22 protein-coding genes are annotated in these 23,571 nt (G+C 51.9%); 2 read left to right on the forward strand and 20 right to left on the reverse strand.

Translation table 11 applies throughout. The features are described 5' to 3' along the window. Positions 1 to 185: 185 nt before the first annotated feature. From EDM21_RS07775 to adhE, 17 genes are all read right to left on the reverse strand, one after another. On the reverse strand, positions 186 to 704 hold the full coding sequence (locus EDM21_RS07775) for a hypothetical protein (RefSeq protein ID WP_157334394.1): 519 nt from the start codon (positions 702 to 704) through the stop codon (positions 186 to 188). Positions 705 to 777: 73 nt separating this feature from the next. Next, a complete protein-coding gene (gene floA, locus EDM21_RS07780; RefSeq protein WP_068774376.1) occupies positions 778 to 1,761 on the reverse strand; it encodes a flotillin-like protein FloA in 984 nt (327 codons plus the stop codon). A gap of 61 nt (positions 1,762 to 1,822) precedes the next feature. Then, positions 1,823 to 2,602 (reverse strand): NfeD family protein, encoded by a 780-nt coding sequence (locus tag EDM21_RS07785; RefSeq protein WP_157334395.1) that lies wholly within the window; start codon positions 2,600 to 2,602, stop codon positions 1,823 to 1,825. Between the two features lie 138 nt (positions 2,603 to 2,740). Further along, complete coding sequence (locus tag EDM21_RS07790; protein WP_068774374.1) at positions 2,741 to 3,181, reverse strand: GatB/YqeY domain-containing protein; 441 nt, start codon at positions 3,179 to 3,181, stop codon at positions 2,741 to 2,743. 16 nt (positions 3,182 to 3,197) lie between these two features. After that, entirely contained in the window at positions 3,198 to 3,371 is a 174-nt protein-coding gene (gene rpsU / locus EDM21_RS07795) for a 30S ribosomal protein S21 (RefSeq protein ID WP_024094532.1), read from the reverse strand. A gap of 122 nt (positions 3,372 to 3,493) precedes the next feature. Next, on the reverse strand, positions 3,494 to 3,841 hold the full coding sequence (locus tag EDM21_RS07800) for a histidine triad nucleotide-binding protein (protein ID WP_157334928.1): 348 nt from the start codon (positions 3,839 to 3,841) through the stop codon (positions 3,494 to 3,496). A 218-nt stretch (positions 3,842 to 4,059) separates the two neighbouring features. After that, positions 4,060 to 4,365 (reverse strand): hypothetical protein, encoded by a 306-nt coding sequence (locus EDM21_RS07805; RefSeq protein ID WP_157334396.1) that lies wholly within the window; start codon positions 4,363 to 4,365, stop codon positions 4,060 to 4,062. A 59-nt stretch (positions 4,366 to 4,424) separates the two neighbouring features. After that, positions 4,425 to 5,492, reverse strand: a complete 1,068-nt coding sequence (locus EDM21_RS07810) for a hypothetical protein (RefSeq protein ID WP_157334397.1) — start codon at positions 5,490 to 5,492, stop codon at positions 4,425 to 4,427. 216 nt (positions 5,493 to 5,708) lie between these two features. Further along, entirely contained in the window at positions 5,709 to 6,998 is a 1,290-nt protein-coding gene (locus EDM21_RS07815; protein ID WP_157334398.1) for an MFS transporter, read from the reverse strand. 450 nt (positions 6,999 to 7,448) lie between these two features. Continuing rightward, on the reverse strand, positions 7,449 to 8,522 hold the full coding sequence (gene rsgA, locus EDM21_RS07820; RefSeq protein WP_157334400.1) for a ribosome small subunit-dependent GTPase A: 1,074 nt from the start codon (positions 8,520 to 8,522) through the stop codon (positions 7,449 to 7,451). A gap of 590 nt (positions 8,523 to 9,112) precedes the next feature. After that, on the reverse strand, positions 9,113 to 10,510 hold the full coding sequence (locus EDM21_RS07825; RefSeq protein ID WP_157334402.1) for an ATP-binding protein: 1,398 nt from the start codon (positions 10,508 to 10,510) through the stop codon (positions 9,113 to 9,115). Further along, positions 10,491 to 11,207, reverse strand: a complete 717-nt coding sequence (locus EDM21_RS07830) for a response regulator transcription factor (protein WP_068774368.1) — start codon at positions 11,205 to 11,207, stop codon at positions 10,491 to 10,493. The genes EDM21_RS07825 and EDM21_RS07830 overlap by 20 nt, the downstream gene beginning before the upstream one ends. 21 nt (positions 11,208 to 11,228) lie before the next feature. Further along, complete coding sequence (locus EDM21_RS07835; RefSeq protein ID WP_157334404.1) at positions 11,229 to 12,629, reverse strand: hypothetical protein; 1,401 nt, start codon at positions 12,627 to 12,629, stop codon at positions 11,229 to 11,231. A gap of 176 nt (positions 12,630 to 12,805) precedes the next feature. Further along, positions 12,806 to 13,777: a polysaccharide deacetylase family protein gene (locus EDM21_RS07840; RefSeq protein WP_157334406.1), complete on the reverse strand. Its 972-nt coding sequence runs from the start codon at positions 13,775 to 13,777 to the stop codon at positions 12,806 to 12,808. Positions 13,778 to 14,106: 329 nt separating this feature from the next. Continuing rightward, on the reverse strand, positions 14,107 to 14,865 hold the full coding sequence (gene pflA, locus EDM21_RS07845) for a pyruvate formate-lyase-activating protein (RefSeq protein WP_157334407.1): 759 nt from the start codon (positions 14,863 to 14,865) through the stop codon (positions 14,107 to 14,109). A 40-nt stretch (positions 14,866 to 14,905) separates the two neighbouring features. Next, on the reverse strand, positions 14,906 to 17,176 hold the full coding sequence (pflB, locus tag EDM21_RS07850) for a formate C-acetyltransferase (RefSeq protein WP_157334409.1): 2,271 nt from the start codon (positions 17,174 to 17,176) through the stop codon (positions 14,906 to 14,908). Positions 17,177 to 17,330: 154 nt separating this feature from the next. Then, on the reverse strand, positions 17,331 to 19,937 hold the full coding sequence (gene adhE / locus EDM21_RS07855) for a bifunctional acetaldehyde-CoA/alcohol dehydrogenase (RefSeq protein ID WP_157334410.1): 2,607 nt from the start codon (positions 19,935 to 19,937) through the stop codon (positions 17,331 to 17,333). Positions 19,938 to 20,233: 296 nt separating this feature from the next. On the opposite strand from adhE, the gene EDM21_RS07860 reads away from it, so the two are divergent. After that, the gene (locus tag EDM21_RS07860; protein WP_157334412.1) at positions 20,234 to 20,758 is read left to right on the forward strand and encodes a hemerythrin domain-containing protein; all 525 of its coding nucleotides are present in this window, start codon (positions 20,234 to 20,236) and stop codon (positions 20,756 to 20,758) included. A 1-nt stretch (position 20,759) separates the two neighbouring features. Here the strand turns inward: EDM21_RS07860 and EDM21_RS07865 are convergent, their stop codons facing one another. Both EDM21_RS07865 and EDM21_RS07870 read right to left on the reverse strand, forming a co-directional pair. Further along, entirely contained in the window at positions 20,760 to 21,134 is a 375-nt protein-coding gene (locus EDM21_RS07865) for a hypothetical protein (RefSeq protein WP_157334415.1), read from the reverse strand. Then, entirely contained in the window at positions 21,091 to 21,525 is a 435-nt protein-coding gene (locus tag EDM21_RS07870) for a response regulator transcription factor (protein WP_157334417.1), read from the reverse strand. The genes EDM21_RS07865 and EDM21_RS07870 overlap by 44 nt, the downstream gene beginning before the upstream one ends. 188 nt (positions 21,526 to 21,713) lie before the next feature. On the opposite strand from EDM21_RS07870, the gene EDM21_RS07875 reads away from it, so the two are divergent. Continuing rightward, on the forward strand, positions 21,714 to 22,439 hold the full coding sequence (locus EDM21_RS07875; RefSeq protein ID WP_157334419.1) for a Crp/Fnr family transcriptional regulator: 726 nt from the start codon (positions 21,714 to 21,716) through the stop codon (positions 22,437 to 22,439). A gap of 288 nt (positions 22,440 to 22,727) precedes the next feature. Here EDM21_RS07875 and EDM21_RS07880 read toward each other — a convergent pair whose 3' ends face one another. Continuing rightward, a complete protein-coding gene (locus tag EDM21_RS07880) occupies positions 22,728 to 23,519 on the reverse strand; it encodes a formate/nitrite transporter family protein (protein ID WP_157334420.1) in 792 nt (263 codons plus the stop codon). Between the last annotated feature and the right edge of the window lie 52 nt (positions 23,520 to 23,571).

The raw sequence follows: 23,571 nt of genomic DNA on the forward strand, positions 1-23,571 counted from the left end.
TGAGAATATCACGCATGTCGTTAACTATGATCTTCCTATGGAAAAAGAAAGCTATGTGCAGACACGGTGACGGACACGGTGACGGACACGGTGACGGACACGGTGACGGACACGGTGACGGACACGGTGACGGACACGGTGACGGACACGGTGACGGACACAAAAAAAAGCCGTTCCGGCCGGTGTTACCGGCGGAACGGCTTTTTGGCCCGCGGCGGGCCGAGTATTTCGGCCCAGATGGCCCCCTGCACCGCATGACGCGGATGCAGAGTGTCTTGGGACGCGGGTATGCTGCCAGACGAGGCTGGGGGCGCCTGAGGCGCACGCGGCCGTGTACCCGAGGCAGCAAACCCCGAACGGCCGGCAGCCGCGCCTGCGGCGTCCCGGGCATGCTTAGCCGCCGGATCAGCGGCTGAGCTCCAGCCGTCTGAGGATTGCTCCTCGGACGCGCTGCGCCGCTCCTGCGGCGCTTGGCTGGTCCGGGAGCCTGACATCCCGGTCCGGGTATCCCGGTCCATCCCCGAAGAACCGGGGCGTCCTGGCGTTCTGCGAGGAGCAGACGGCATCCCCTGGCCGCTGAAATCAGGCATCCGGTTCGATGAACCGGACTTTCCTCTTTTGCCTGAAAGCAGCGAGACCAGGAAAATTCCGATTAACACGACAAAGAAAAAGTTAGCCGAAATAAATTCAATCAGACGTTCCAAGGTCCCGCCTCCTTTCTGATCCGGCAGATTGGTCTAGACCTATGACCGCCGGAAAACCCCGTTAATCCGGGAATCATTCCTCATGTCCTTTTCCGTCATCGGACATTTTGCCGATGGAGCTGCGCATGTTCGTGTCCGCGTCAATGTTCTTATAGTTCATATAATCCATAACTCCGAACTTCCCGCCGCGCATAGCCTCTGCCATTGCTTGCGGGACTTCAGATTCCGCTTCAACAACCTTAGCCTGCATTTCGACGACGCGCGCTTTCATCTCCTGCTCTTGAGCTACGGCCATCGCACGGCGTTCCTCTGCTTTGGCCTGAGCGATGCGCTTATCTGCTTCAGCTTGTTCCGTCTGCAAGTGGGCACCAATGTTCTTGCCTACATCAACGTCCGCGATATCAATGGACAGGATTTCAAACGCAGTACCCGCGTCCAGGCCCTTGCCCAGAACCGTACGGGAAATCATATCCGGATTCTCAAGAACGTCTTTGTGGGAACCGCTGCTACCAACGGTTGTAACGATCCCTTCCCCTACACGGGCAATAATCGTCTCTTCGCCGGCACCCCCGACTAAACGGTCAATGTTAGCTCTTACCGTTACACGCGCTATAACCTTGACTTCAATCCCGTCTTTGGCTACTGCAGAGACGGTAGGAGTCTCAATCACACGGGGATTAACGCTCATTTGTACCGCTTGAAGCACATCACGTCCCGCAAGATCAATAGCTGCCGCACGCTCGAAGGGCAGATTAATATCCGCTCGGTGAGCCGCAATCAGCGCGTTGACGACCCGGTCCACATTACCGCCGGCAAGATAGTGACTCTCAAGCTGATTGATATTTAGACCTAGACCCGCCTTGATTGCCTTAATCAGCGGATTCACAATCCGGCTCGGAAGAACCCGGCGCAGCCTCATAGCTACGAGTGTGAGAATTGAAATGCGCACGCCCGACGCCAATGCCGAAATCCAGAGCATCACCGGAACGAATGTAAAGAATACCATGAGCAGCACAATCACGACCGCTGCTATAAGCAAGTAAAAATAAGATTCCATTCCATTAAAACCTCCCTTTGTTTAGTAACATTCTGATACCATCTCTGCTTCTCTATGCCGATTAGTCTATTGGTGCAGGATGCTCATCTTTCTCTTCATGAACGACAACTCTGTTGCCTTCTACATGAACGACACGGACCGCCTTGCCGGCTGTGATAAAGCCGCCTTCTGTCACGACATCGATCCGGTCTTCACCAAACAGCGCCGTGCCCGACGGACGAAGCGGAGTCAGCGAGGTACCCGTTTGTCCGATGAGATGCAGTTTGAAGGATGAAGATACAAAGCCTTGCTCGGAAGTCAGTTCCTCTTTAAGAATGAGCCGGTTCCAGATTCCGCGCTGCGGAAATTTTTTAACAATAAAGAACAGTAAAGCGAGTCCGATCACGAATGCAATGGTAAGAGACAATGCCGCTGCCTGAGGACTCTCTGCCGCCAGAATAACTCCGCTGAACAATGAAATGGTTCCAGCAATCCCCAGAATACCGAAGCTTGGTATGATCAGCTCGAGAAGCAGTAGAATGACACCTAGTACGAATAATCCGATATCCAAAGATCCCACCCCTCCCGCTAAGTAGTTCCCGAGAAAGTACAATCCGAATCCGAGTACGCCCACCGTACCAAGCAGACCGGATGTCCATAGCAGCAATTCAAGTCCGATTCCCACAATTCCAATCATTAATAGCAGTGTCGTCACAACGGGATGCGTTAGAAAGCCCCCAAGGGCGCTAATGGCGGTAGGACCTGCTGCAGAAGACGCGGCGGCCCCTGCAATGCCAGGCATTGAAGCAATCAGCATCAACGATGCTGCGCCGACAGAACCTGCCCTGTACAATTTTGACATGGCATTCCCTCCTTTTTGTGTCATATCCCGAGGTATGTCTATGTACAATACGTTATCCAAGCCGGAAACGTTTCATTAATCTACGCGCCGCTTCATGAAAAAAGGCCGGAAGCATCACTGCTCCCGACCCTGTTTGCATTACAAATTTTGTTGTACCAGTTGGTTAACTAATTTGCCGTCAGCCCGTCCTTTTACTTTGGGCATGAGAGCAGCCATAACTTTTCCCATATCTGCTTTGGAGGAAGCGCCAACTTCTTGGATGGTCTGCTGTACAATTACGTTTACTTCTTCCTCTGTTAATTGCTGCGGCAGGTACTTCATTAGGATGTCGATCTCAGCCTTGAGGCTTTCGGCCAAATCGTCCCGTCCGGCATTTTGAAATTCTTGGAGGGAATCTTTGCGTTGTTTGACCTCACGATTCAGAACATCAAGCACTTCATTGTCATCTAAGGTTTTACGCGTATCTATCTCGATATTCTTGATAGCTGCTTTTACCATACGGATTACGGAGAGTGTAAACTTGTCTTGACTCTTCATCGCTTGCTTCATATCTTCGTTCAAACGATCGCTTAAGCTCATGAACTTTGGTTGCCTCCTAGAACTTTCTCTTACGAGCAGCCTCAGATTTCTTCTTACGCTTAACGCTTGGCTTCTCGTAGTGCTTGCGCTTTTTAATCTCCGCTAACACGCCATCCTTAGCGATGGAACGCTTAAAGCGGCGAAGTGCAGCATCTATGGTTTCATTCTTGCGAACTCGAGTTTCTGACACCAGTTTTCCCTCCCTCCGAACAGACCGTCCAATCAAAGCGGTTCATCAAACTTCATTATAGGGGAAACCGAATCTAGGTGTCAACCTAAAGGTGAAGCTAATTTCACTTCATTTCCCACAGTTTAATGCAAAGCTACCAGCGGACCCAGATTTTTACCGCCGAGCAGATGATAATGAATATGATAAACTAGCTGTCCGCTGTCGGGTCCGCAGTTGTTAACAAGCCGGTAACCGCTCTCTTCAATCCCCTGTTCACGGGCGATGTGCTGCGCTGCCTTATGTATGGATCCGATCAACGCCCAGTCTTCGCCGGACGCATCTTTCATTGAAGCTATATGCTTTTTGGGAATAACAAGAATATGTACGGGAGCAGCCGGTGAGATATCATGAAAAGCGAGCACGTCGTCATCCTCATACACCTTTTTGGACGGAATCTGGCCATCTCGTATTTTACAGAACAAGCAATCCATTCGTTTCATTTCCTCCTTCATATTTTTCTGAAAAAAGTGTAGGACTATCTTGTTATCATACTGAATAATTCACTAAAAAGAAAATACCCGGAACTTAATAAATCAATTTTAAGCCCGCACAAAAACCGCAGAGAAGATGCAACCTGCATATCCCCTGCGGTTCTATTCTTCGCCCCTATTTAAGGAAGGCTCCGGATGAGACACACCCTGCGTCTATATTAATAAAAAGGCAGTAAAGTGAGTGCTGCAAGGGCAGCCAGCGGGAATGCCCGGCGGAAAAACCGGCGCCGCGGATACGGGTACGGATACGGATAATAACTGAATCCCGGGTAGCCCCATCCGTACCCGTAGGCTCTGGAATCCTGAGCCTCGCTTTCTCTTCCATCGTGCGGCACAGCTAAGTATACATAATTGTCGTCCACATCTTCCACAAATCCATCCTGCATCGTTCCGTCCTTCAGTTGAACAAGCACATACCGGTATTTATGCTGTTGACACAGCCCCTGCACTTCTTGTTTCTGCATGCGCGAACACCTCCTACCCCAACATATGCAGCTCTGGGCAAAAGGCTACCGTTTTTTCGTTACTCGGAAACAGCTTGTTCGCGCATTTTCTCATGCAATTGGCGAATAAATACATCCGGCTCATCAAGAGCCAAATAAATGCTGCTGACCTCGCGTGGCATAAATAGCAGGCCTTCGACGGGGGCAGGACGGCTCAGCCTGAGCCTCACATTGGCGATTGCCAGAACCGGAAGCGCGGCATCGCGCTGCTCCTTGGAATCCGGCGCATACTCGCGGGCACTTTCGGCCGATTCAATATCACGAAGGGGAATATCGGCCTGGATACGAAGTCCGTACCGGAGCCGGAGGACACCCTGCGTGATCTGAACAGGCCTCAGAACGGAGACTCGGCAGTCTGCCCACAATAGAACGAGCAGCCATAGATTCGCTAGAGTCAGAATCCAAGCCGCTATGTGGGACCACTGCTGGATAAGCAAGTGGATCACAACACTTTCGATCAACAAAATTTTAGTAAAAATCGCGGCGTGAAGAATTTGTCCCGTTGTACGGTGATAGGTGAAGGAATTTCCGGATTCCATTGCGGCAGAAGTCTTTCTCGTGCGCCAGGAAAAAAATAGATAATAGGCCATGGTGGCGTCGTGAAGAAGCAGAGAAGCAATCTTACCTTGTCCCAACTTCTCCTTAACTGTAATCCGCAGTGCTTCGCCTCTGACCGGCTCTGTTTTTACTACGTGGCGAAAATGCTTTACGATCCTGTACACGACTCTGATCTCGTAGCCGACAAACAAGACCTCTACAAAAATAATAAGAAATTCAATCGGCCAGATGACGTCCCATGCAGCGCTCCTAAGTGAGGCCGGCAGGATAAACCACGCAGCCAAAGCCCCGATAAAGGTCAAGGGCAGCGCCTTCAAGACCGACTTCCCTTTCCTGCGCAGAATAAACAGCCAATAACACACGGGAATGGCAAGCATAAAGTCGAATAAAATCGCATAGAGAAGCACGGAATTCTCAGCCGTCCAGGTAACCGTACGAACCGCCGTCAAGTTAGCGAGCAGGGTCAGCAGGACAAATACCATAAAGTAAACGGTCGATCTGTGAAACCGATGAAGGGAGAATGGGGACATTAGCGCCACTCCTTTACAAGTTCTCTTATGTTTATTATACAAACTAAATAAGGAATGAACCTGGAAAAAAAGGAAAAATGTGTGAACAAACCTGTTGCAGCCAGTGTCTGCATGTTGCAATCATGCCGAGCTGTCCAGCGCCGCTTGTAGTCGGGCGTATAACCGTTACTAATCCTGTCTCTAGCCTGATTTACTTCGGCTATGCCTGGAAAAAGCCTATAGGGGCTTCTCTTCACTCCCCCGGCCAGCCCGGAAGAACATGGATATGACAACGGAGATGATAAGCAGACAGAACGGAACTGCCGAGATCAGCACACGAAACGTTCCGGCGGGGTCCGGCCCGGGATTCTCACCGCTGACGTAGCCGAACATCATGCCCACAATCCAGAAGGCAAGCGCCGAAAGCAGCCCGCTGGAGCGGGTAATAAATCCTCCGACTGCGGTATACATGCCTTCTCTTCTGCGGCCGGTTGCCTCAAAGTCCCGGTCGATAATTTGACCGCTCAGGACGGCAGGTGTGACCAGAAAACCTGCAAGTCCGAAGCCTGCTATCGCTCCGGCTGCAATGCCGGTCCCAAGACTGGAGGCAAACCCCAGCGGAAGGACGCTTAAGGCATAGACAGCTAAGGAGATGCGCCAGCCCATAGTGCTGCCGAATTTGCGGATGACCCAGAACCACACAGCAACGAGCGGAATAACCGGTACAAAGACGGAGGCCAGCAGCAGCGACACTTGAGATTCCGGCAGGCCCAGTACATATTTCGCATAGAAAGGGATCATAGATCCCAGCAAACCGTTAACCGTCTGGGCAAATGAATTCGCGATATTAAAGATCCAAAACTGCTTATTTTTGAACGTTTCCCGGAAAGCTTCCAGCAGAGGCAGCGGCTCGTCCTTGGCAGCGTCCGCATTCTCTCGGATGAACAGGACACACAGGCACATAAACAGAGCAAAAACGAATGCATAGACAAGGGCCATCCTGCCAAAACCCATCGCTCCGAATAAGAGCGGAGTCAGAGCAGCGCCAATGAGCAGCGCCACGATTTGAAAACCCTGCTGAACCGCAGAGGCCTTAGCCCGCATCCGGTCGCCTTTAAACAGTTCGGGGAAAAGAGCGCCATAGTTCACCCATAGAATCGTAGAGACGCCTTCAAACAGAATCAGAGCCACGAGAAACCAGATAAACAGGGAAGTCTCGGTAAGCCCTTCGGGAACGGCAAATACCATGACAAAAGTGGCCATAAAAAGAGGAATGGATGCATAAATCCATGGTCTTCTCCTGCCCCAGCGCGTTCTTGTACGGTCGGATAAATAGCCGAACAAAGGCTGGTTGAGAGCATCCCAGATCAGATAAATAGTACGTGCAAGAGTCGCAAGTCCGACACCCAAGCCTAATTTTTCGACATAAAAGTAGCTGTAAAATGAACTAAACGCCTGAGTCGGCACCATCAGCGCAAACATCCCTAACGCAAACATCACCGGGGAGTTTATAAACTTGTTGTTCATCCCTCTATTCCTTTCCGCTCAGCCGTAATCTATATCAATAAACAGGTACAGCAAAAGATTACTTGGTAAACGTTATGAATATATGCTTTCCGCTTCCGGAACACAAGCCTATATTTTCCAGTTATTTGTATCGTTATGGAAATAGTCTTCACGTCCTAATGTGTAAGCCGGACTTCCACCAAACCGCCTGTTCCAGGAGTCATGTTTTTCCCGGCCGGCCACTACATAAGTCCCAGGGCAAAAATTAAGCCGTGTTTACAAGCCGCTGTTAAGGGGAATACGAATTCTTCTCTAACCTATGAAAAAGAACCTTCAAAACCACTGCAAGAGTGGAACTGAAAGTTCTTTTCTTTTCTAACCTTATTCGTTAACTCGCGGGCAAAGGCTCGTGCCTGGCTTGCAGGACTGCCCTGCTGCCAGTTGTAACGCCAGTATCCCGTTTCCTTCCGGTCACTTGGGCGGTTTGCGCCTCATCTCTTTGGCGATCTTCTTCCACCGGTCCGTCTCCGCGTGCTGCAGAGCCTTGTTCTCCTTGCGTGCCAGGTAGGCCAGCTCCTTCTGAAGCTTGACGTAGCTGTCATACCGCCCGCGGTCGAGCGTCCCTTCCTGTAGCGCGTGCTGGACGGCGCAGCCCGGCTCGCTCCGGTGACTGCAATCCGGGAAGCGGCACTGGCCGGCAAGCGACTCCACATCGCCGAACGATGCGCTGAGGCCGCTGTCGGCCTCCCACAGCTGCAGCTCCCGCATGCCGGGCGTATCAATCAGCACGCCGCCGCCCGGCAGGAGCAGAAGCTCACGGTGGGTCGTCGTGTGCCTGCCGCGGGCATCCTCCTCACGGATGCCGCCGGTCTCCATCGCTTCACGCCCGAGCAGCGCGTTAATCAGCGTCGATTTGCCGGCTCCGGACGAACCGGCCACGGCGGCTGTGCGGCCTTCACCGAGGTAGGCTGCGCGAAGCTCTTCAACGCCCGCTCCGAGCAGCGAAGAGACGGCGTGCACCGGAACTCCCGGCGCCACAGCCTCGGTTTCGCCTACGCGGACGGCAACTTCTTCAGCCGACGCACAAAGGTCGGCTTTACTCAGAATAACGACTGGCGAGGCGCCGCTTTCCCACGCCATAACGAGATAGCGTTCGAGCCGGCGCAGATTGAAATCGCCATTGAGCGCGAGTACAAGGAAGATCACATCCACGTTCGCGGCTACGATCTGCTCCTCAACAACCGAGCCCGCCACTTTGCGCACGAAGGCGCTCTTGCGGGGCAGCAGAGCGTGAATCGTAGCGCGGCCTTCCTGCTCGCGCACACGGACTGCGACCCAGTCGCCTACGGCCGGGAAGTCACCACGGCTCCGGGTCTGGTACCGCATATTGCCGCTTACCTCGGCCAGCACTTCGCCTGCTTCCGTATAAACCCGGTACATCCGTTTATGTTCAAGCGCTACCCGCCCCGCCTGTGCGCCCTCGATTCCTGCTTCATCCAAAGCTTCCTGCCAATCGGCATTCCACCCTAATTCGATTACATTCAATACAGTTAACACCCTTTCTTTTCACTTGGTGTAAGTGTAGCAGAGAACCCCCATTATCCGCTGGGAAACAATCATTTCCAACCGTTTTCTACCTATAATGCGCTAACTATCCGCCATTAACCCTCCCTTGCAACGGAGCAGGAGCGTGGAGAACATCCCTTTCTGCTTTTTTTGCGCACAGGCCAGTCAAGGTAAAAGGCGAAGCGGGCTATTGTGAGTGCGCGAAATACGGCTAAAAGGATCCTGAAGGAGCGAAGCGAAGGCCTCCAGTCGTTCGGAGGAGATGTATCTCATTACGAAAATGCAAACCTAGTTTCACCTGATGAAACCACATCCGATAAATGAAAAAGGCTCTCCTGCAGATCACAGATCTGCAAGAGAGCCTTTTTGTACGGAGTAGAGTGTACGGTGTGGGATGCGGTGTAAAGTTACCGCTTGCCTAATAAACAACGCTAGATTCGTATGACGCTCGTACTCTTTCAGCAGCTAAACTTCCAACTGCTCCAGTTTGGAGACGTTCATCGGGATACAAATGGGTGCCGCACTCGAATGGGTCTGTTCATCCCTATGCATTCCCGTCCTGTCCCCAGCTACTCTTGCTCAGTAAATCTTGGCAGAACGACCGTAACGGTCGTTCCCTCGCCAAGCCGGCTGCTGATCTCCAGCGTACCGCCGTGAAGCTGGGCAATTTCCTGGCAGATCGACAGACCCAGCCCGCTTCCCGGCTGTCTGTTATCCGCCTTGAAGAATTTGTCGGTTACGTATTTAACCGCTTCGGGAGAAATCCCTTCCCCCTGGTCCTCTACGATCAGCCGCACCTGATGCTCATCCTGCTCAGCCGCAATGCGGACAACCCCGTTCTCCGGAGTAAACTTCATTGCGTTATCGAGCAGATTGATCAAGATCTGCTTCAGCCGGTTGGAATCGCCTATGACGAATGTCGGCTTATCGGCGAGCGATATCTGCAGAATCATCTTCCGGCGCTGACAATTCGCCGCAAACTGCTGGTACATTTCCTGCACAATGCGGTTTACGTCAACGGGTTCCCGCAGCATTTTCATATTCCCCGATTGCAGCTTCGAGAAGTCCAGCAGATCCTCTACCAATCCGATCAGCCGGTCTGTCTCTTTGGAGATGACAGACAACCCCATCATCGTCTCCTCTTTCTCGCTCAGATCACCGGAAACCAGCGTCTCGCTCCAGCCCTTGATCGAGGTCAGCGGAGTCCGCAGCTCGTGGGAAATAGACGAAATAAATTCGTTCTTGAGCTTATCGTTCCGCAGAATCTCCTCAGCCATGTAGTTCAGCGTTTCGGCCAAATGACCGACCTCATCGTCATTCCTCTTAAGCGCCTTATTGTGAAAATCGCCTTGAGCCATATTCTGGGCAACGCCTGTCAGTTCCCGGATAGGCCGTACAATCCGGTTCGCCAGAATTAAGCTTACGGACAACGATACAAGAATAACCGCCGCTCCGATGCCGATAATAATCCACGCTGTCTTCATAACCATGGCGTCAATCTCTTCAATCGACGTCGTATGGCGGAGAACCCCAACGATCCGGTCTCCGTTCTTGAGCGGATTCGACAGTGCCAGGATTCTTTCCTTCGTATCGGCATTCATCCCGATCCATTTGCCGGGCTCGCCAAGAAGAGCCGACTGCACATCCGCCGTTTCGATTTTGCGTTTGGAGGCAAATCCGTACGAATCGATAATGAGATTTCCATTCAAATCCACAATCTCGACGCGTGTCATTTCATCATTGCCAAGCTCCTGCAAAATATCTCGGGCCCTTTCCTGCAAAGAGGACATAGCGAAATACTTGTTGTAGAATTCAACCGTTACTTTGGCACGCTCACTCAGCGCCTGAAGAGCACTTCCGTAATAATACTGGTAAATTGTCCCCAGGAAGAGACCGCCAAGCAGCAGCACAATAAATACGATAATCAACAAGAAATTCCATACAACCTTACTCCTGATGCTGCTCAAAACCGGAATCCTTCTTCCATAAGTATCCGTAACCCCAGACCGTTTCAATATGGGCCGGATGTGAAGGATCACTTTCGATTTTTTGGCGGATGCGGCGTATGTTCACATCCACGATTTTCAAATCACCTACAAAGTGTTTCCCCCACACGGCATCCAGAATTTCATCGCGTGAAATCCCCTGATTGGGCCGCTCCATGAATAATTTGAGGATGGCGAATTCAGTCGGTGTAATATCAATTTCGGTCTGGCCCTTAAGCAGCTTCCGCTCCTTAAGCTGCAGGCTGAAAGCCCCGCAGGACAAGCTTAATTTAGCCGGCTCGCGTTCAGGTATTTCCAGCCGCCGGTATAATGCTTTAATTCTCGCTATCAGTTCTACCGGGCTGAAAGGCTTGGTGACATAGTCGTCCGCCCCGATTTCAAGCCCTTCGGCTTTATCGGTATCCTGGGATTTTGCGGTCAGCATAATGATGCCCATTTTGGGATACATTCTCCGGATCTCGGCACACACATCGAAACCGGACATTTTAGTGGGAAGCATCACATCAAGAAGCGCCATATGAAACGGACCCTGCTCCTTCACGATCCTGAGCGCCTCTTCTCCCGTCTGCGCTTCGGTAACATCAATATCGTTGCGTTTTAAATTAATCCGGATAAATCCCCGGATGGATTCTTCATCCTCCAGTACGAGTACTCTCAAGCCGATCTTCCTCCTTGTCCCTTAATAATACGCGGGCTTCAGCCGCTCCTGAACATCTTTCTTGCTCAGCTTCATTTGATTGTATTCCTGCAGAGACTTTACCGACAAATTCGTCGGCCGTTCAGGGAGGAACGCAATCGTTTTGCTGCCATAGACCGTGTCAAGCTCAACAAAATCGATTTCTTTCTTTTCCATTTCTTTCTTCATGTCTTCCCACTGCTCGGTCGGGTAATATCGGATGGTCAGAAGCTCCGCTTTTTCTTTACGGTTAGCGCTCAAATAATAAAAAGTCGTATAACCGTCCGTACCGCCCGTTTTTGACCGCTCCAGCGTAATTTTCCCCCGCCATGTCTCCGGGAAATCAAACCGGTACGATACGCCGGTGTCGTAGTAGTTATCATGCACCCACTTGAGACCGTTCTTACCGTCCCACTGGTACCACTGATGAATCCAGGGCATATCGGCCAAAGAGCTGCTTTCGTTGAATGGAGGGATTTTGAGCAGCTCAATCTCCATAACCCCATCCGCGTTAATGTCCTGAGTTTTGCCGGGATAATCTTTGAAGGTCATCACGTTGCCCATGTCATCTTTCTGGCTGAAAACATCTTTCAGCTTCCCGCCGTTCCACACGAGCAAGGACGTATAAGACGCGTGAGAGCCTATACCCACATCAACGAATATGCCATTCTGGCCCGGAGCCGCTTTACCGATCACCATTTGATAATAGCCGTTAACGCCGCCGTCCATCGGCAATTTATGAAGAAGTTTCTTTTTACCATCTGCAAAAGAATACAGAGAAGCGGATGCCTCCAGCTTCTCCCGCTCGAGGAGCATGGCCGCTACCTCCGGTATTCCATTGCCGTCCATATCCCCGATAGCAATTTCGGTATAAGCGATTTTCTCCATTTCACTGACTTCGGAACCTTTCATTGTATACACAAAAAGCTCCTTGCTCTGGGTTTCGCCTGCGCTCCAGCCCACAATAAGCTCGGATGCTTTATCCCCTGTCACATCCACGAAATCCACCCGGTCAATCTCGCGTCCGAGTTCATTAATATCGGCAACCTTACGCCACTCTCCGTTACCCTGCTCCAGTATGACTGCCCCCAGCTGAAAACCGTTCTTCTGAAGGCGGTAGAAGGCTACCGCTTCTTTCTGGCCATCCCCGTTCAGATCCACTTGAAAAATAGAACCTGCCACACCATTGTCCGGCAGTTTGTTGGGATTGGTAAGAACAGCGCCTTGCGGCAAATAATGCGTAACCGCTTCTCTCAACTGGTACAAGCTAGAGCTCATAGCCGGTGCCTTTAGCAATTCCACGGGAGAAGAAGCGATAAGCTGACAACCGCTTAGCAGCACACAGAGTGCAGCCGTCAGCAGACTTGCCGCCGGACGCTGAAACCTATCAGTTCTCCACTTCATGACATTCCCCTTTTCTCATGCTAGGTCCATTATAACAAAGCTTTACAGATCATGGGCCTCTAAAAATATGGTCGATTCCTGTCCCCTCTCACAGCAAAGCCGCCCACAGCCTTATCTCAAGGCATGGACGGCTGTATCCGGCTCTGCGCCCGCCAGAGGGCAGCTGCAGGAGCCGCTTATCGGGCCGCTAAAAGTTCCGGCAAAGTCACAATTTCATACCCTTGCCCTTGCAGGTACTCACAAATGAGCCGTGTCGCTTCAATCGTATTGCTTAAATCTCCGCCTTTGCCCCCGTAGCTATGCTGGAGAATGATCCCACCGGGCTTTACATTCGCTTTGACGTTATTCAGAATACTTTGCGCGGAATTCCCCGCCCAGTCTTTCGTATCAACCGACCAGCCGACAATCGTCTGGCCTTCTTTGGTTGCCGTCAGGTTGACACTTTCATTCAAGGCTCCGTAAGGTGCCCGGAACAGATTCGTTCCATGCCCGATCGCTTTTTTCAGCGCTTCGTCCGCCCGTGTCATTTGCAGTCTGACCTGTTCCACCGTCAGCTTGGGAAGCTGGGCATGATTCCATGAATGGTTGCCGACGGCATGACCTTCGCTAACTATTTTCTTGACCATATCGGGATATTTGTCGATTTGCTGGCCGACCAGAAAAAACGTCGCCTTCGCATTGTATTCTCTCAGCACTTCCATCACCAGAGGTGTCCAGTGTAAATCAGGTCCGTCGTCAAACGTTAAAGCGACCAGCTTGCGATTAGTGACGACAGAATGTACCGGTACGGCGGGCTTCAGTGAGTCCGAAGGTTGCGGAGTCTTCGTCGGAACCGGTGTGGGTGACGATGTAGCGGGTGCCGGTTCCGGCGTCGGCGTCGGTTCCGGGCTTGGCGTCTTAACCGGAGTTACCGTTGGAGACGGCGCGGGTGTGGAGGTCTCGGCCGGATGTGCCGGTGTCGGACTCGGCCGTGTACTCGTGCCGGCCGAAGGAGCCATGCTTGCCGCAGGCTGCTCCAGCTGTGCCGTTGTACCCGCTGTTCCCGTTTCGCTTGCGTGCCATAATGAATTCCCTGCATTGTAGGCAATAAACAGACCGCACGCCAGCATCAACGGATAACGCAATTTAAACCTTCTTTTCTTCTTCATTGCTTACTTCCTTCTCCCATTATGTTCTCTCCGGCTGTCCTCTGTTTCTATCAGCCTGTCTATGTTAGTCCATCTACATATAGAATCGTTATGAGGTCTTCAAAAACTGCCTGAGCCTGCCTGTATCTGTAACGATGAGCATCGTTTGCCTTCACAACGTTCTCTCTATTACTCATACTAAAGCATCTTTCGACACAAGTAGTTACGAAACCTTTACAGATGCGAAACTTGGACAAACATGACGAAAAAGCTTCCGGCCGCTGGGGCGGCCGGAAGCTCAATTAGGAAGAAGACAGCGGATTCTATTAAATTCGGATGGTAGACTTGTCCTAATTCTTATGAACAGCATTTCGAGAAGCTGCTTCCCGGCGGGCCCGGTCCACAATTTGCTGGGCTGCCTGCATCTCCTCATCGGTAGGAGTACGTGCATCCTTAAGCGGGTACTCCCGCTGGAGCAAATCCCACTTGTACAGCGCCATGCTATGGTAAGGCAGCAGCTCAAATTTCTCTACATGATCGAGACTTCCGATAAAAGAGCCCAGACGGACCAGCTCATCTTCCGTGTCGGTGAGTCCGGGTACGATAACCCGGCGCACCCACATAGGCCTGCCATGATCCGACAACCAGCGCGCTGTCCGCAGAATTCTGTCGTTCGGCTGGCTCGTAAGAAGGGTATGTCTGTCCCGGTCCATCATTTTCAGATCCAGCAGAACAAGATCCGTCTCTTCGAACATTTCGCGTACATGCTCATGACCCACTTCGCAAAATCCGGATGAATCGAGCGCAGTGTTCAGCCCAAAGCGCTTTTTACATTCACGGAACAGTTCCGCTACGAACACCGCCTGCAAGCTTGGCTCTCCCCCCGTCACCGTGATGCCCCCGCCCGATTTCTTGTAATAAGAAATATACGGCTCCATCTCGTCCAGGATCTCCTCTACCGTAACCTTACGCCCCGTACTCGTATCCCAAGTATCCGGGTTGTGGCAGTAACCGCACTGGAGTGCACAGCCTTGCATGAACAGTACAAATCGGATACCGGGACCGTCTACCGTACCGAACGTTTCGATGGAATGAATTCTGCCTATCATGACAACACGTCCTTTACTTCGAACGAATCCCGGGCCATGCTTACATGGAACCGTGGAACGTCCGGTTGATTACGTCGAGCTGCTGCTCGCGGGTCAGTTTAATGAAATTGACGGCATAGCCGGACACACGGATGGTTAACTGCGGATACTGTTCAGGATGCTCCATAGCATCGATCAGCTGCTGCCTGTCAAACACGTTCACGTTCAGATGATGGGCATTGTTCTCAAAATAACCGTCGAGCATATGAACGAGATTCATCTTCCGGGTCTCGGCTTCCTTGCCGAGCGCTTTAGGAACGATCGAGAAGGTGTTGGAAATACCGTCCAGGCTATGCTCGTAAGGCAGCTTCGCTACCGAACCGAGGGAAGCAAGGGCGCCTTTGCGGTCGCGTCCGTGCATCGGATTCGCGCCGGGAGCGAACGGCTCTCCCGCTTTACGTCCATCCGGTGTCGAGCCGGTTTTTTTGCCGTATACGACGTTAGATGTAATCGTCAGAACGGATTGGGTCGGTACCGCATTCCGGTATGCCTGGTGCTTGCGAATCATGCTCATGAACGCTTCCACCAGTTCTACGGCGATAGAATCAACCCGGTCATCGTTGTTGCCGTACATCGGATATTCGCCTTCGATTTCGAAGTCTACGGCGATTCCCTTGTCATTGCGGATCGGCTTCACTTTAGCGTATTTGATCGCACTGAGCGAATCTGCAACTACGGACAATCCGGCAATGCCGCAAGCCATCGTACGGACGATTTCACGGTCGTGAAGCGCCATTTCAATCCGCTCGTAACAGTATTTGTCGTGCATAAAGTGAATGACGTTCAAGGTGTTCATATAAAGTTTAGCAAGCCACTCCATCACACCGCGGAATTTATGCATCACTTCATCGTAATTCAGCACATCTGCGGTAACCGGTACGGACTCCGGTCCGATCTGAATGCCCAGTTTCTCATCCACACCGCCGTTGATCGCGTAGAGGAGCGCTTTGGCAAGGTTGGCACGGGCGCCGAAGAATTGCATCTGCTTGCCGATCTTCATCGCGGACACACAGCAGGCGATTCCGTAATCATCACCGTAGAACGGGCGCATGAGATCATCGTTCTCGTACTGGATCGAGCTCGTCTCGATCGAGACTTTGGCGCAATATTTCTTGAACCCTTCCGGCAGCTGTTCCGACCAGAGGACGGTCAGGTTCGGCTCCGGAGCCGGCCCGAGGTTATAGAGCGTATGCAGGAAACGCATGGAGTTCTTCGTTACACGTGTCTTGCCCGAAAGCGACATGCCTCCGATGGACTCCGTTACCCATGTCGGGTCACCGCTGAATAATTCGTTGTAATCCGGAGTACGTAGGAATTTGACGATCCGCAGCTTCATGACGAAATGGTCGACGATTTCTTGCGCCTCGGATTCGGTCAGCGTGCCTTCCTTCAAATCACGCTCGATATAAATATCGAGGAAGGAGGAGACACGGCCGAGGCTCATGGCAGCCCCGTTCTGCTCTTTGATGGCAGCCAGATAACCGAAGTACAGCCACTGGAAAGCTTCCTGGGCGTTAGCCGCCGGCTTGGAGATATCAAAGCCGTGATCCGCCGCCATTTTCTTCAGTTCAGCCAGTGCACGGATCTGCTCGGAAATTTCTTCCCGGTCGCGGATGACATTCTCCGTAATCGCATCCACTTCAAGAAGGAGAAGTTCTTGCTTCTTGTCCGCAATAAGGCGATCAATACCGTAGAGAGCTACTCTTCGATAGTCTCCGATAATACGGCCGCGTCCGTAAGCATCCGGCAAACCTGTGATGATCCCGGCTTTACGGGCGCTGCGCATCTCTGTCGTGTAGGCATCGAATACGCCCTGATTATGCGTCTTGCGGATGTCCGTAAACAGACGGACCATATCCTCCGGAAGCTTAAACCCGTAAGCTTCGCATGCATCCTCCATCATCCGGATCCCGCCGAAAGGTTGTACGGACCGTTTGAACGGTTCATCGGTCTGTAGTCCGACAATGCGTTCTTTGTCCCGGTCCAGGTAACCTGGAGCATGGGATACGATGGAGGAGACTGTATTGACGTCTACGTCGAGCACCCCTCCATTATCCCGTTCCCGCCTGGTCAAATCGCTTACGACTTCCCAGAGTTTCTTCGTATCCTTCGTCGGAGCGGCCAGAAAAGCCTCGTCTCCTTCGTAAGGTGTCAGGTTCAGCTCGATAAAGTCACGCACATCAATTGCCCGCTGCCACTTTCCTTTGCGGAACCCGCGGTATACTCCTTCTTCAGCAGACTTCGTACGCATGTCGCGTTCTTCAATGGCCATTTCAGTTCCCTCCTTGGAATGAACGGAGCGGCCGGATCAACCGGCCGGTCCGGTAAGACGTTCATGTTCGGAAATTTACTCTAAAGATGTATTCGGCTGCCGTTACCGCATACCGCATGCTTAACCTGCTATATCGGTTTCTTGGCGGATGAAGTTAAATCCGGCCGTAGAAAGCGTCGCGGTACACATCGGCCAGTTCGCTGACCAGCGGCATTTTCGGATTGGCAGTGGTGCACTGATCCTCAAAAGCCTTGTCTGCAAGCTGCTCGACGCGACTTTCAAAGTCATCCGCATCGAATCCGAGTTCGCGGAATGTGGCCGGGATACCCAGCGCCTTGTTCATGCGGCGGATCGCTTCGATCAGGCTGTTTACGCCTTCTTCGGTCGTAGAAGCCGGCAGACCAAGCGTGCGGGCAATTTCGGCATAACGCTCATCCGCGCAGTAATGCGTATATTTAGGGAACGAAGCATATTTCGTAGGCTTCGCCGCATTATAGCGGATCACATAAGGCATGAGAATCGCATTCGTGCGTCCATGCGCCGTACCGTACTGTCCGCCCCATTTGTGCGCCAGACTGTGATTGATGCCCAGGAACGCGTTGGCGAAGGCCATACCGGCAATGGTCGAAGCGTTATGCATCTTCTCGCGGGCCAGCTTGTCGCCGGTCGCATACGAATTCTCCAGATGCTGGAATACCATCTTAATCGCTTGGAGACACAAGCCATCCGTATAATCGCTCGCCATAACCGATACGTACGCTTCGATGGCGTGGGTCAGGACGTCCATTCCGGTATCCGCTACGGCTGTTTTGGGCAGCGAGTATACGAATTCCGGATCCACTATGGCTACATCCGGCGTAAGCTCGTAATCCGCCAGCGGATACTTGGTATGGCCGTTCTTTTTGTCCGTGATGACTGCAAAAGATGTCACTTCCGAGCCGGTTCCCGATGTAGTGGGGATCGCAACGAACTTCGCTTTATTGCCAAGCTTCGGATATTTGAATGTCCGCTTGCGGATATCCAGGAACTTCTGCTTCAGGGAATGGAAGGTAACATCCGGATATTCGTAGAACAGCCACATCGCTTTGGCGGCATCCATAGGCGAACCTCCGCCCAGGGCGATGATACAGTCCGGCTGGAACGCATTCATAGCAGCTGTCCCGCGCTCGACCGTATCCACGGAAGGATCCGGCTCCACATCGCTGAAGATTTCAATCGCAACCGGAAGCCTGCGCATACGCAGATAATGTTCCACGCGCTGCACATATCCCAGCTTAACCATCATCGGGTCCGTGACAATCAGAATCCGGGCAATGTCCGGCATCTTGGCGAGATACTGGGTGGAATTCTTTTCGAAATAAATTTTATCCGGCACTTTAAACCATTGCATATTCACCGTCCGGTGTGCGACTTTTTTGATGTTGATCAAATTGACAGCCGTGACGTTCAAAGAAGTTGAATTACGGCCGTAAGATCCGCAACCGAGCGTCAGCGACGGGATATTGGCGTTGTACATATCGCCGATCGCCCCGTGTGTGGACGGTGCATTCACGATAATACGGCACGTCGGAAGTTTGCTGCCAAAGGCTGCGATAACCGCGTCATCATTCGAATGGATGACCGATGTGTGGCCCAGGCCGCCGAACGCTGCAATCTCGGCAGCCCTCTCAATCCCGGCCGCTGCATCCGGCACCGTGTAGCAGGCCAGTACAGGGCTGAGCTTCTCGGCTGACAGCGGATAGGCGGGTCCGACGCCATCAAGCTCCGCGATCAGGATCTTCGTTCCCGCCGGAACTTCGAATCCGGCCATTTCGGCAATCCGCACCGCAGACTGTCCCACAATGGCGGCATTGACCGCACAACCGCCTTTCATACCGAACAGAGTCAGTTTCTTAGTATCCTTGGCGCTGAGGAAATGGCAGCCCTGCGCTTTCATCAGCGCTTTGGCATCGGCCGCAATGGCCTCCTCTACTATTACCGCTTGTTCGGATGCGCAAATCATTCCGTTGTCAAAGGTCTTGGACAAAATCAGGTCCGTAACGGCCTGGCGCAAATCGGCTGTCTTCTCGATAAAGCACGGCACGTTGCCCGGGCCTACGCCAAGCGCCGGTTTGCCGGAGCTGTAAGCGGATCGGACCATGCCGGACCCGCCGGTCGCTAAGATAAGCGCGACTCCTTCGTGGTTCATGAGCTCATGTGTCGCTTCCATCGATGGCGTCTCCACCCACTGGATGCAATCTTTGGGCGCCCCGCTGCGGACTGCAGCCTCGTACAGGACACGGGCCGCTTCTGAACTGCATCGCTGTGCGGACGGATGAAAGGCGAAGATGATCGGATTGCGCGTTTTGATGGCGATCAGTGTTTTGAACATGGTCGTAGAGGTCGGATTCGTCACTGGGGCTACGCCTGCAATAATACCGATCGGTTCGGCTATCGTCTGAGTGCTGGTAAAAGGATCGTCCTCGATCACTCCAACCGTCTTGTCATATTTGATATAGTTGTGGATGTACTCTGTCGCAAAAAGATTCTTGATGATTTTATCCTCGTAGACGCCGCGCCCTGTTTCTTCAACAGCAAGCTTGGCCAGAACCATATGCCGGTCTGCACCGGCCAGAGCCATTTCTTGCACAATCGTATCAATCTGAGCTTGGTTGAAATCTTGAAAAGCCGTCTGGGCCTTCTTAGCCCTCTCCACCAGCCGGTCTACCTCTGCTTTGGCAGCCGCCGCCGGTTTTACAGCTTCTCCCTCCTGTACAGCCATATTCTCCGCCTCCTAATCTCTCTTTCTACACCTTCATTATAAGGGAATTGTGAAATATTTCACTATGACATTTCTCACAGACAGATTACCGTAGTCTGCCCTATCCTAGGAATGAGAGAAAAAGTTCTCGCCCTTAAGAACGGCTATTTACATCCGATGTATACGCCGGACGATCCGCAATCATTCGCCCTGACAGCGGGATAGCCCGTTATAAATTGCAGCGGATCCGTCTTTTCCGCACCTAAGTCGCAAGCCGATCGTTTGTCACCCGAAAGACTCGACAGGAGGAATAGATCATGAGTACGTTAACCCTGGAACAACTGCCCTTCCATGCAATGGACCCCGGCAGCCAATTATCCGATGCCCTGTACTACTTAAAGCAGCAGCATGAATTTCTGGAGACCGATCTGCTGGAGCTGCAGATGCTTGCCCGCAGTATCGGTACGACAGGTGACCGGGCTGCTTTGAAGATGGAACTGCACGAGCTTAAAGTGCGCGCCGAGCGTTTTCTGAAATTTTTCCAGCAGTACCAGCAGGATGAGCAGGAGACTCTATTCCCTATCGTCGATCTCTACACCGGTGACAAAATGGGCCCGACGGCTGTTATGAAACAGGAATACAAGATGGCCGTTCATAACCTGCGTTTATTCTTCCAGGCTTGTAAAGAAGAGCAGTCGATGGAAAGCTTATGCGCCAAACGTTCGGTATCCCACGTACTCCAGTCGTGCTTCATCCTGCTTGAGCATATGCGCAAAGAAAAAGAATGGGTCTTCCCTCTTGCCGAACAGATGCTGACGGATATTGAGCAGTTTTATTCGTAAGTTAGCCGGAAGCCGGTGTCATATCACACGCAGTCTCTTCATTTAAAAAAGAAAGCTGATGCCTTCGGAAAACGGGCGTCAGCTTTTTGTGCATAATTACATTTAATATGTCTTCACCCTTCTCGGTCAAATACTCCCACCTGAATCCTTCCGTTCTAAACTTATCCGCCCTCTCGGGATTGATGAACATCGTATTGTAAAATTCCATACCGGTATTCGTGTCCGCGAATCCGGCAATTTCGATATCCGCTGTTCCCTCCAGTTCAGGGTCTTTTCCGAATCCGGGCGTATTAGGTGCAGCCGGTTTATTTAATACATTCAGTATGAGCTTGTCACTGAACAAAGAAGCGGTCAGAAGCGTTCGACGGAAGGCCATCAACTGCAGAAGTTTCGGCTGTAGAACCAGGCATAGAAGTTCTGCGCAGCACAGCACGGATTCGGGCAAGAAGCTCCCTGATGCCAAACGGCTTTGTTATATAGTCATCTGCCCCATTCTCAAGGGCAAGCACTTTCTGCTCCTCTTCCGTCCTTGCCGTCAGTATAATAACCGGAGTGCCCCACTTGCTCCTGACTTCTCTGCACAGGTCTATCCCCTGCCGGCCGGGAAGCATCCAGTCAATTAACAATAGATCATACCGGTTTGCTTGCAGTCTATGCTGGGCATCCTCCGCTGTAACGGCATGGTGGATCACACAACCTTCCTGCTGCAGAAAAAACGCACCTTCTTCGACAAGCCTTCTTTCGTCTTCTACCCAAAGAAGTTTCATGATGTCCCTCCGTTTTTTATTCTTATAAAGGGACGAATGAACGGGGCCTGTTGTACGCGGACAACTCCTAAAGTTTGCACTTTTTACCAAAGGGTAATAAAATAGACCGGTGCTGTGACTTTTGTCATATATGATAAAGATCATATCCGTTATACTGGAAGCAGAAGGAATAGAGGAGGAGAAGCCTCATGAATACCGAAACACATCCTGTCATAAACTCCAATCCGCGCAATACCGCTTCTTTTAAATCAGAGAACTTACAGAAGCTTACAGATGCCATGCACGAGCAGAAGCTCCAGCCCGGTTCCTATTTGTTCTGGGAAGGCGATGCGGCTGATAAACTGTATTACATTAAAAGCGGCAGAGTCCGCGCTACGAAGTCCACTGACGAAGGCAAAGATCTTGTCCTTTACTTATATCAGCAAGGCGATTTAATCGGAATGATCGACCCCTATGACGATACTAAGCACTGGTACAGTGCCGAGGTGCTCGAAGAATGCGTAATCGGCGTCGCACACAAGAAGGACGTAGAGATGCTCATCTGGCAGAGCGGCGAATTCGCGCTGGAGTTCATGCGCTGGATGGGTCTTGCCCACCGGATGACCCAGACGAAGTACCGGGATATGATGCTGTACGGCAAGCCGGGCGCTCTTTGTTCTACGATCATCCGTTTATCGAACACCTACGGTGCACATGAAGAAGACGGAACCATCCGAATCACGAAGAAGCTCACCCACTCCGAGCTCTCCGACATGATCGGCTCCACCCGCGAGAGCGTGAACCGCATGTTCAGCGACCTCCGCAAAGCCCAGGCGATCGAAATGGACAATGGCTACATTCTGATCCGTGATCTGGATTACCTCAAAGGCATCTGCCATTGCGAGAACTGCCCCATAGAAGTGTGCCGGATGTAGCCGGCGCACTTTTTTTGTGTGCAACCTTAGACAGGCCCGGATAGCGCCTTACGGCTTTACACTGATCACGGAAATCGCGACGCCCCGATTGATCGCAGATTAATCGCCGATTGGCCGGAAGACATGCAAAAGAACCTTCTAAGCCCCTGTACGGATGGAGCGGGAAGGTCCTTCTTCTGTGTGGCCGTATTTCTTATAAACAGATCCGAATAATCGTTTCTTCTTGTCATCAAGCACATTCGTTTATAGCGCAATTCTGGCAGCTCCGTGGATTCCTGCTCTAGGGAATTACAGCGTTTTGCCGCCGCCTTTCTTAACGGGTGAGATGAAGTAATAGACCATGCCCACGAAGAAGGCTCCGCCGACGATGTTGCCGAGAGTAACCGGGATCATGTTGCTGAACCAGCCGGCAAGTGTAATGGTCTCCGGGTGAGGCAGCATCAGAGCCAGTCCAAGGACCGTCATGTTGGCAATGCTGTGTTCGTAACCCGAAGCGATAAAGCCGTACAGCATCCAGAAGATAAGGATAAGCTTCGCGGTATCTTCCTTGGCTTTCATCGAGGTCCATATAGCCAGACAGACGAACCAGTTACATAAGATCCCCCGGAAAAAGAGCTGCATGGGGTCCATGTTCATTTTTTTGGCCGCAATGGTCATCAGCAGGTGGTCCGGCGCTATTTTGGCGAATACGCCCGCTCCCACCACAAGCAGCACCAGAACCATCGCTCCCGCCAGATTCCCGATGTAGCACCAGAACCAGTTCACGAGGGTATCCTTCCAGGTGACCGTGCGCGAGAGAGTTCCGATCGTAAAGAACATATTATTCCCTGTAAAAAGCTCCGATCCTGCGAAGATAACAAGGGTCAGCGCCACTCCGAAAGAGAGGCCCATAACCATCGTCGTTACGGGCGAACCCGCTGCGAACAAGGGAGCTCCGACCGAGAATATAAGGATAATGCCCAGTCCGACATAAGCGCCCGCTAAGCCTGCCGCGGCCAAGTAGCGGAGCAGGCTATCCGACAGGAACTGTTTCTTCTTTGCGGCCGCAGCCGCCATTTGTTCTACAGTTTCGGTAAACATTGCAGAGTCATCTCCTCGCGGTAGTAAAACAAGATGAAGGAAACAAGAGATT

Source organism: Paenibacillus lutrae (assembly GCF_009757775.1).
Taxonomy (GTDB): Bacteria; Bacillota; Bacilli; order Paenibacillales; family NBRC-103111; genus Paenibacillus_F; species Paenibacillus_F lutrae.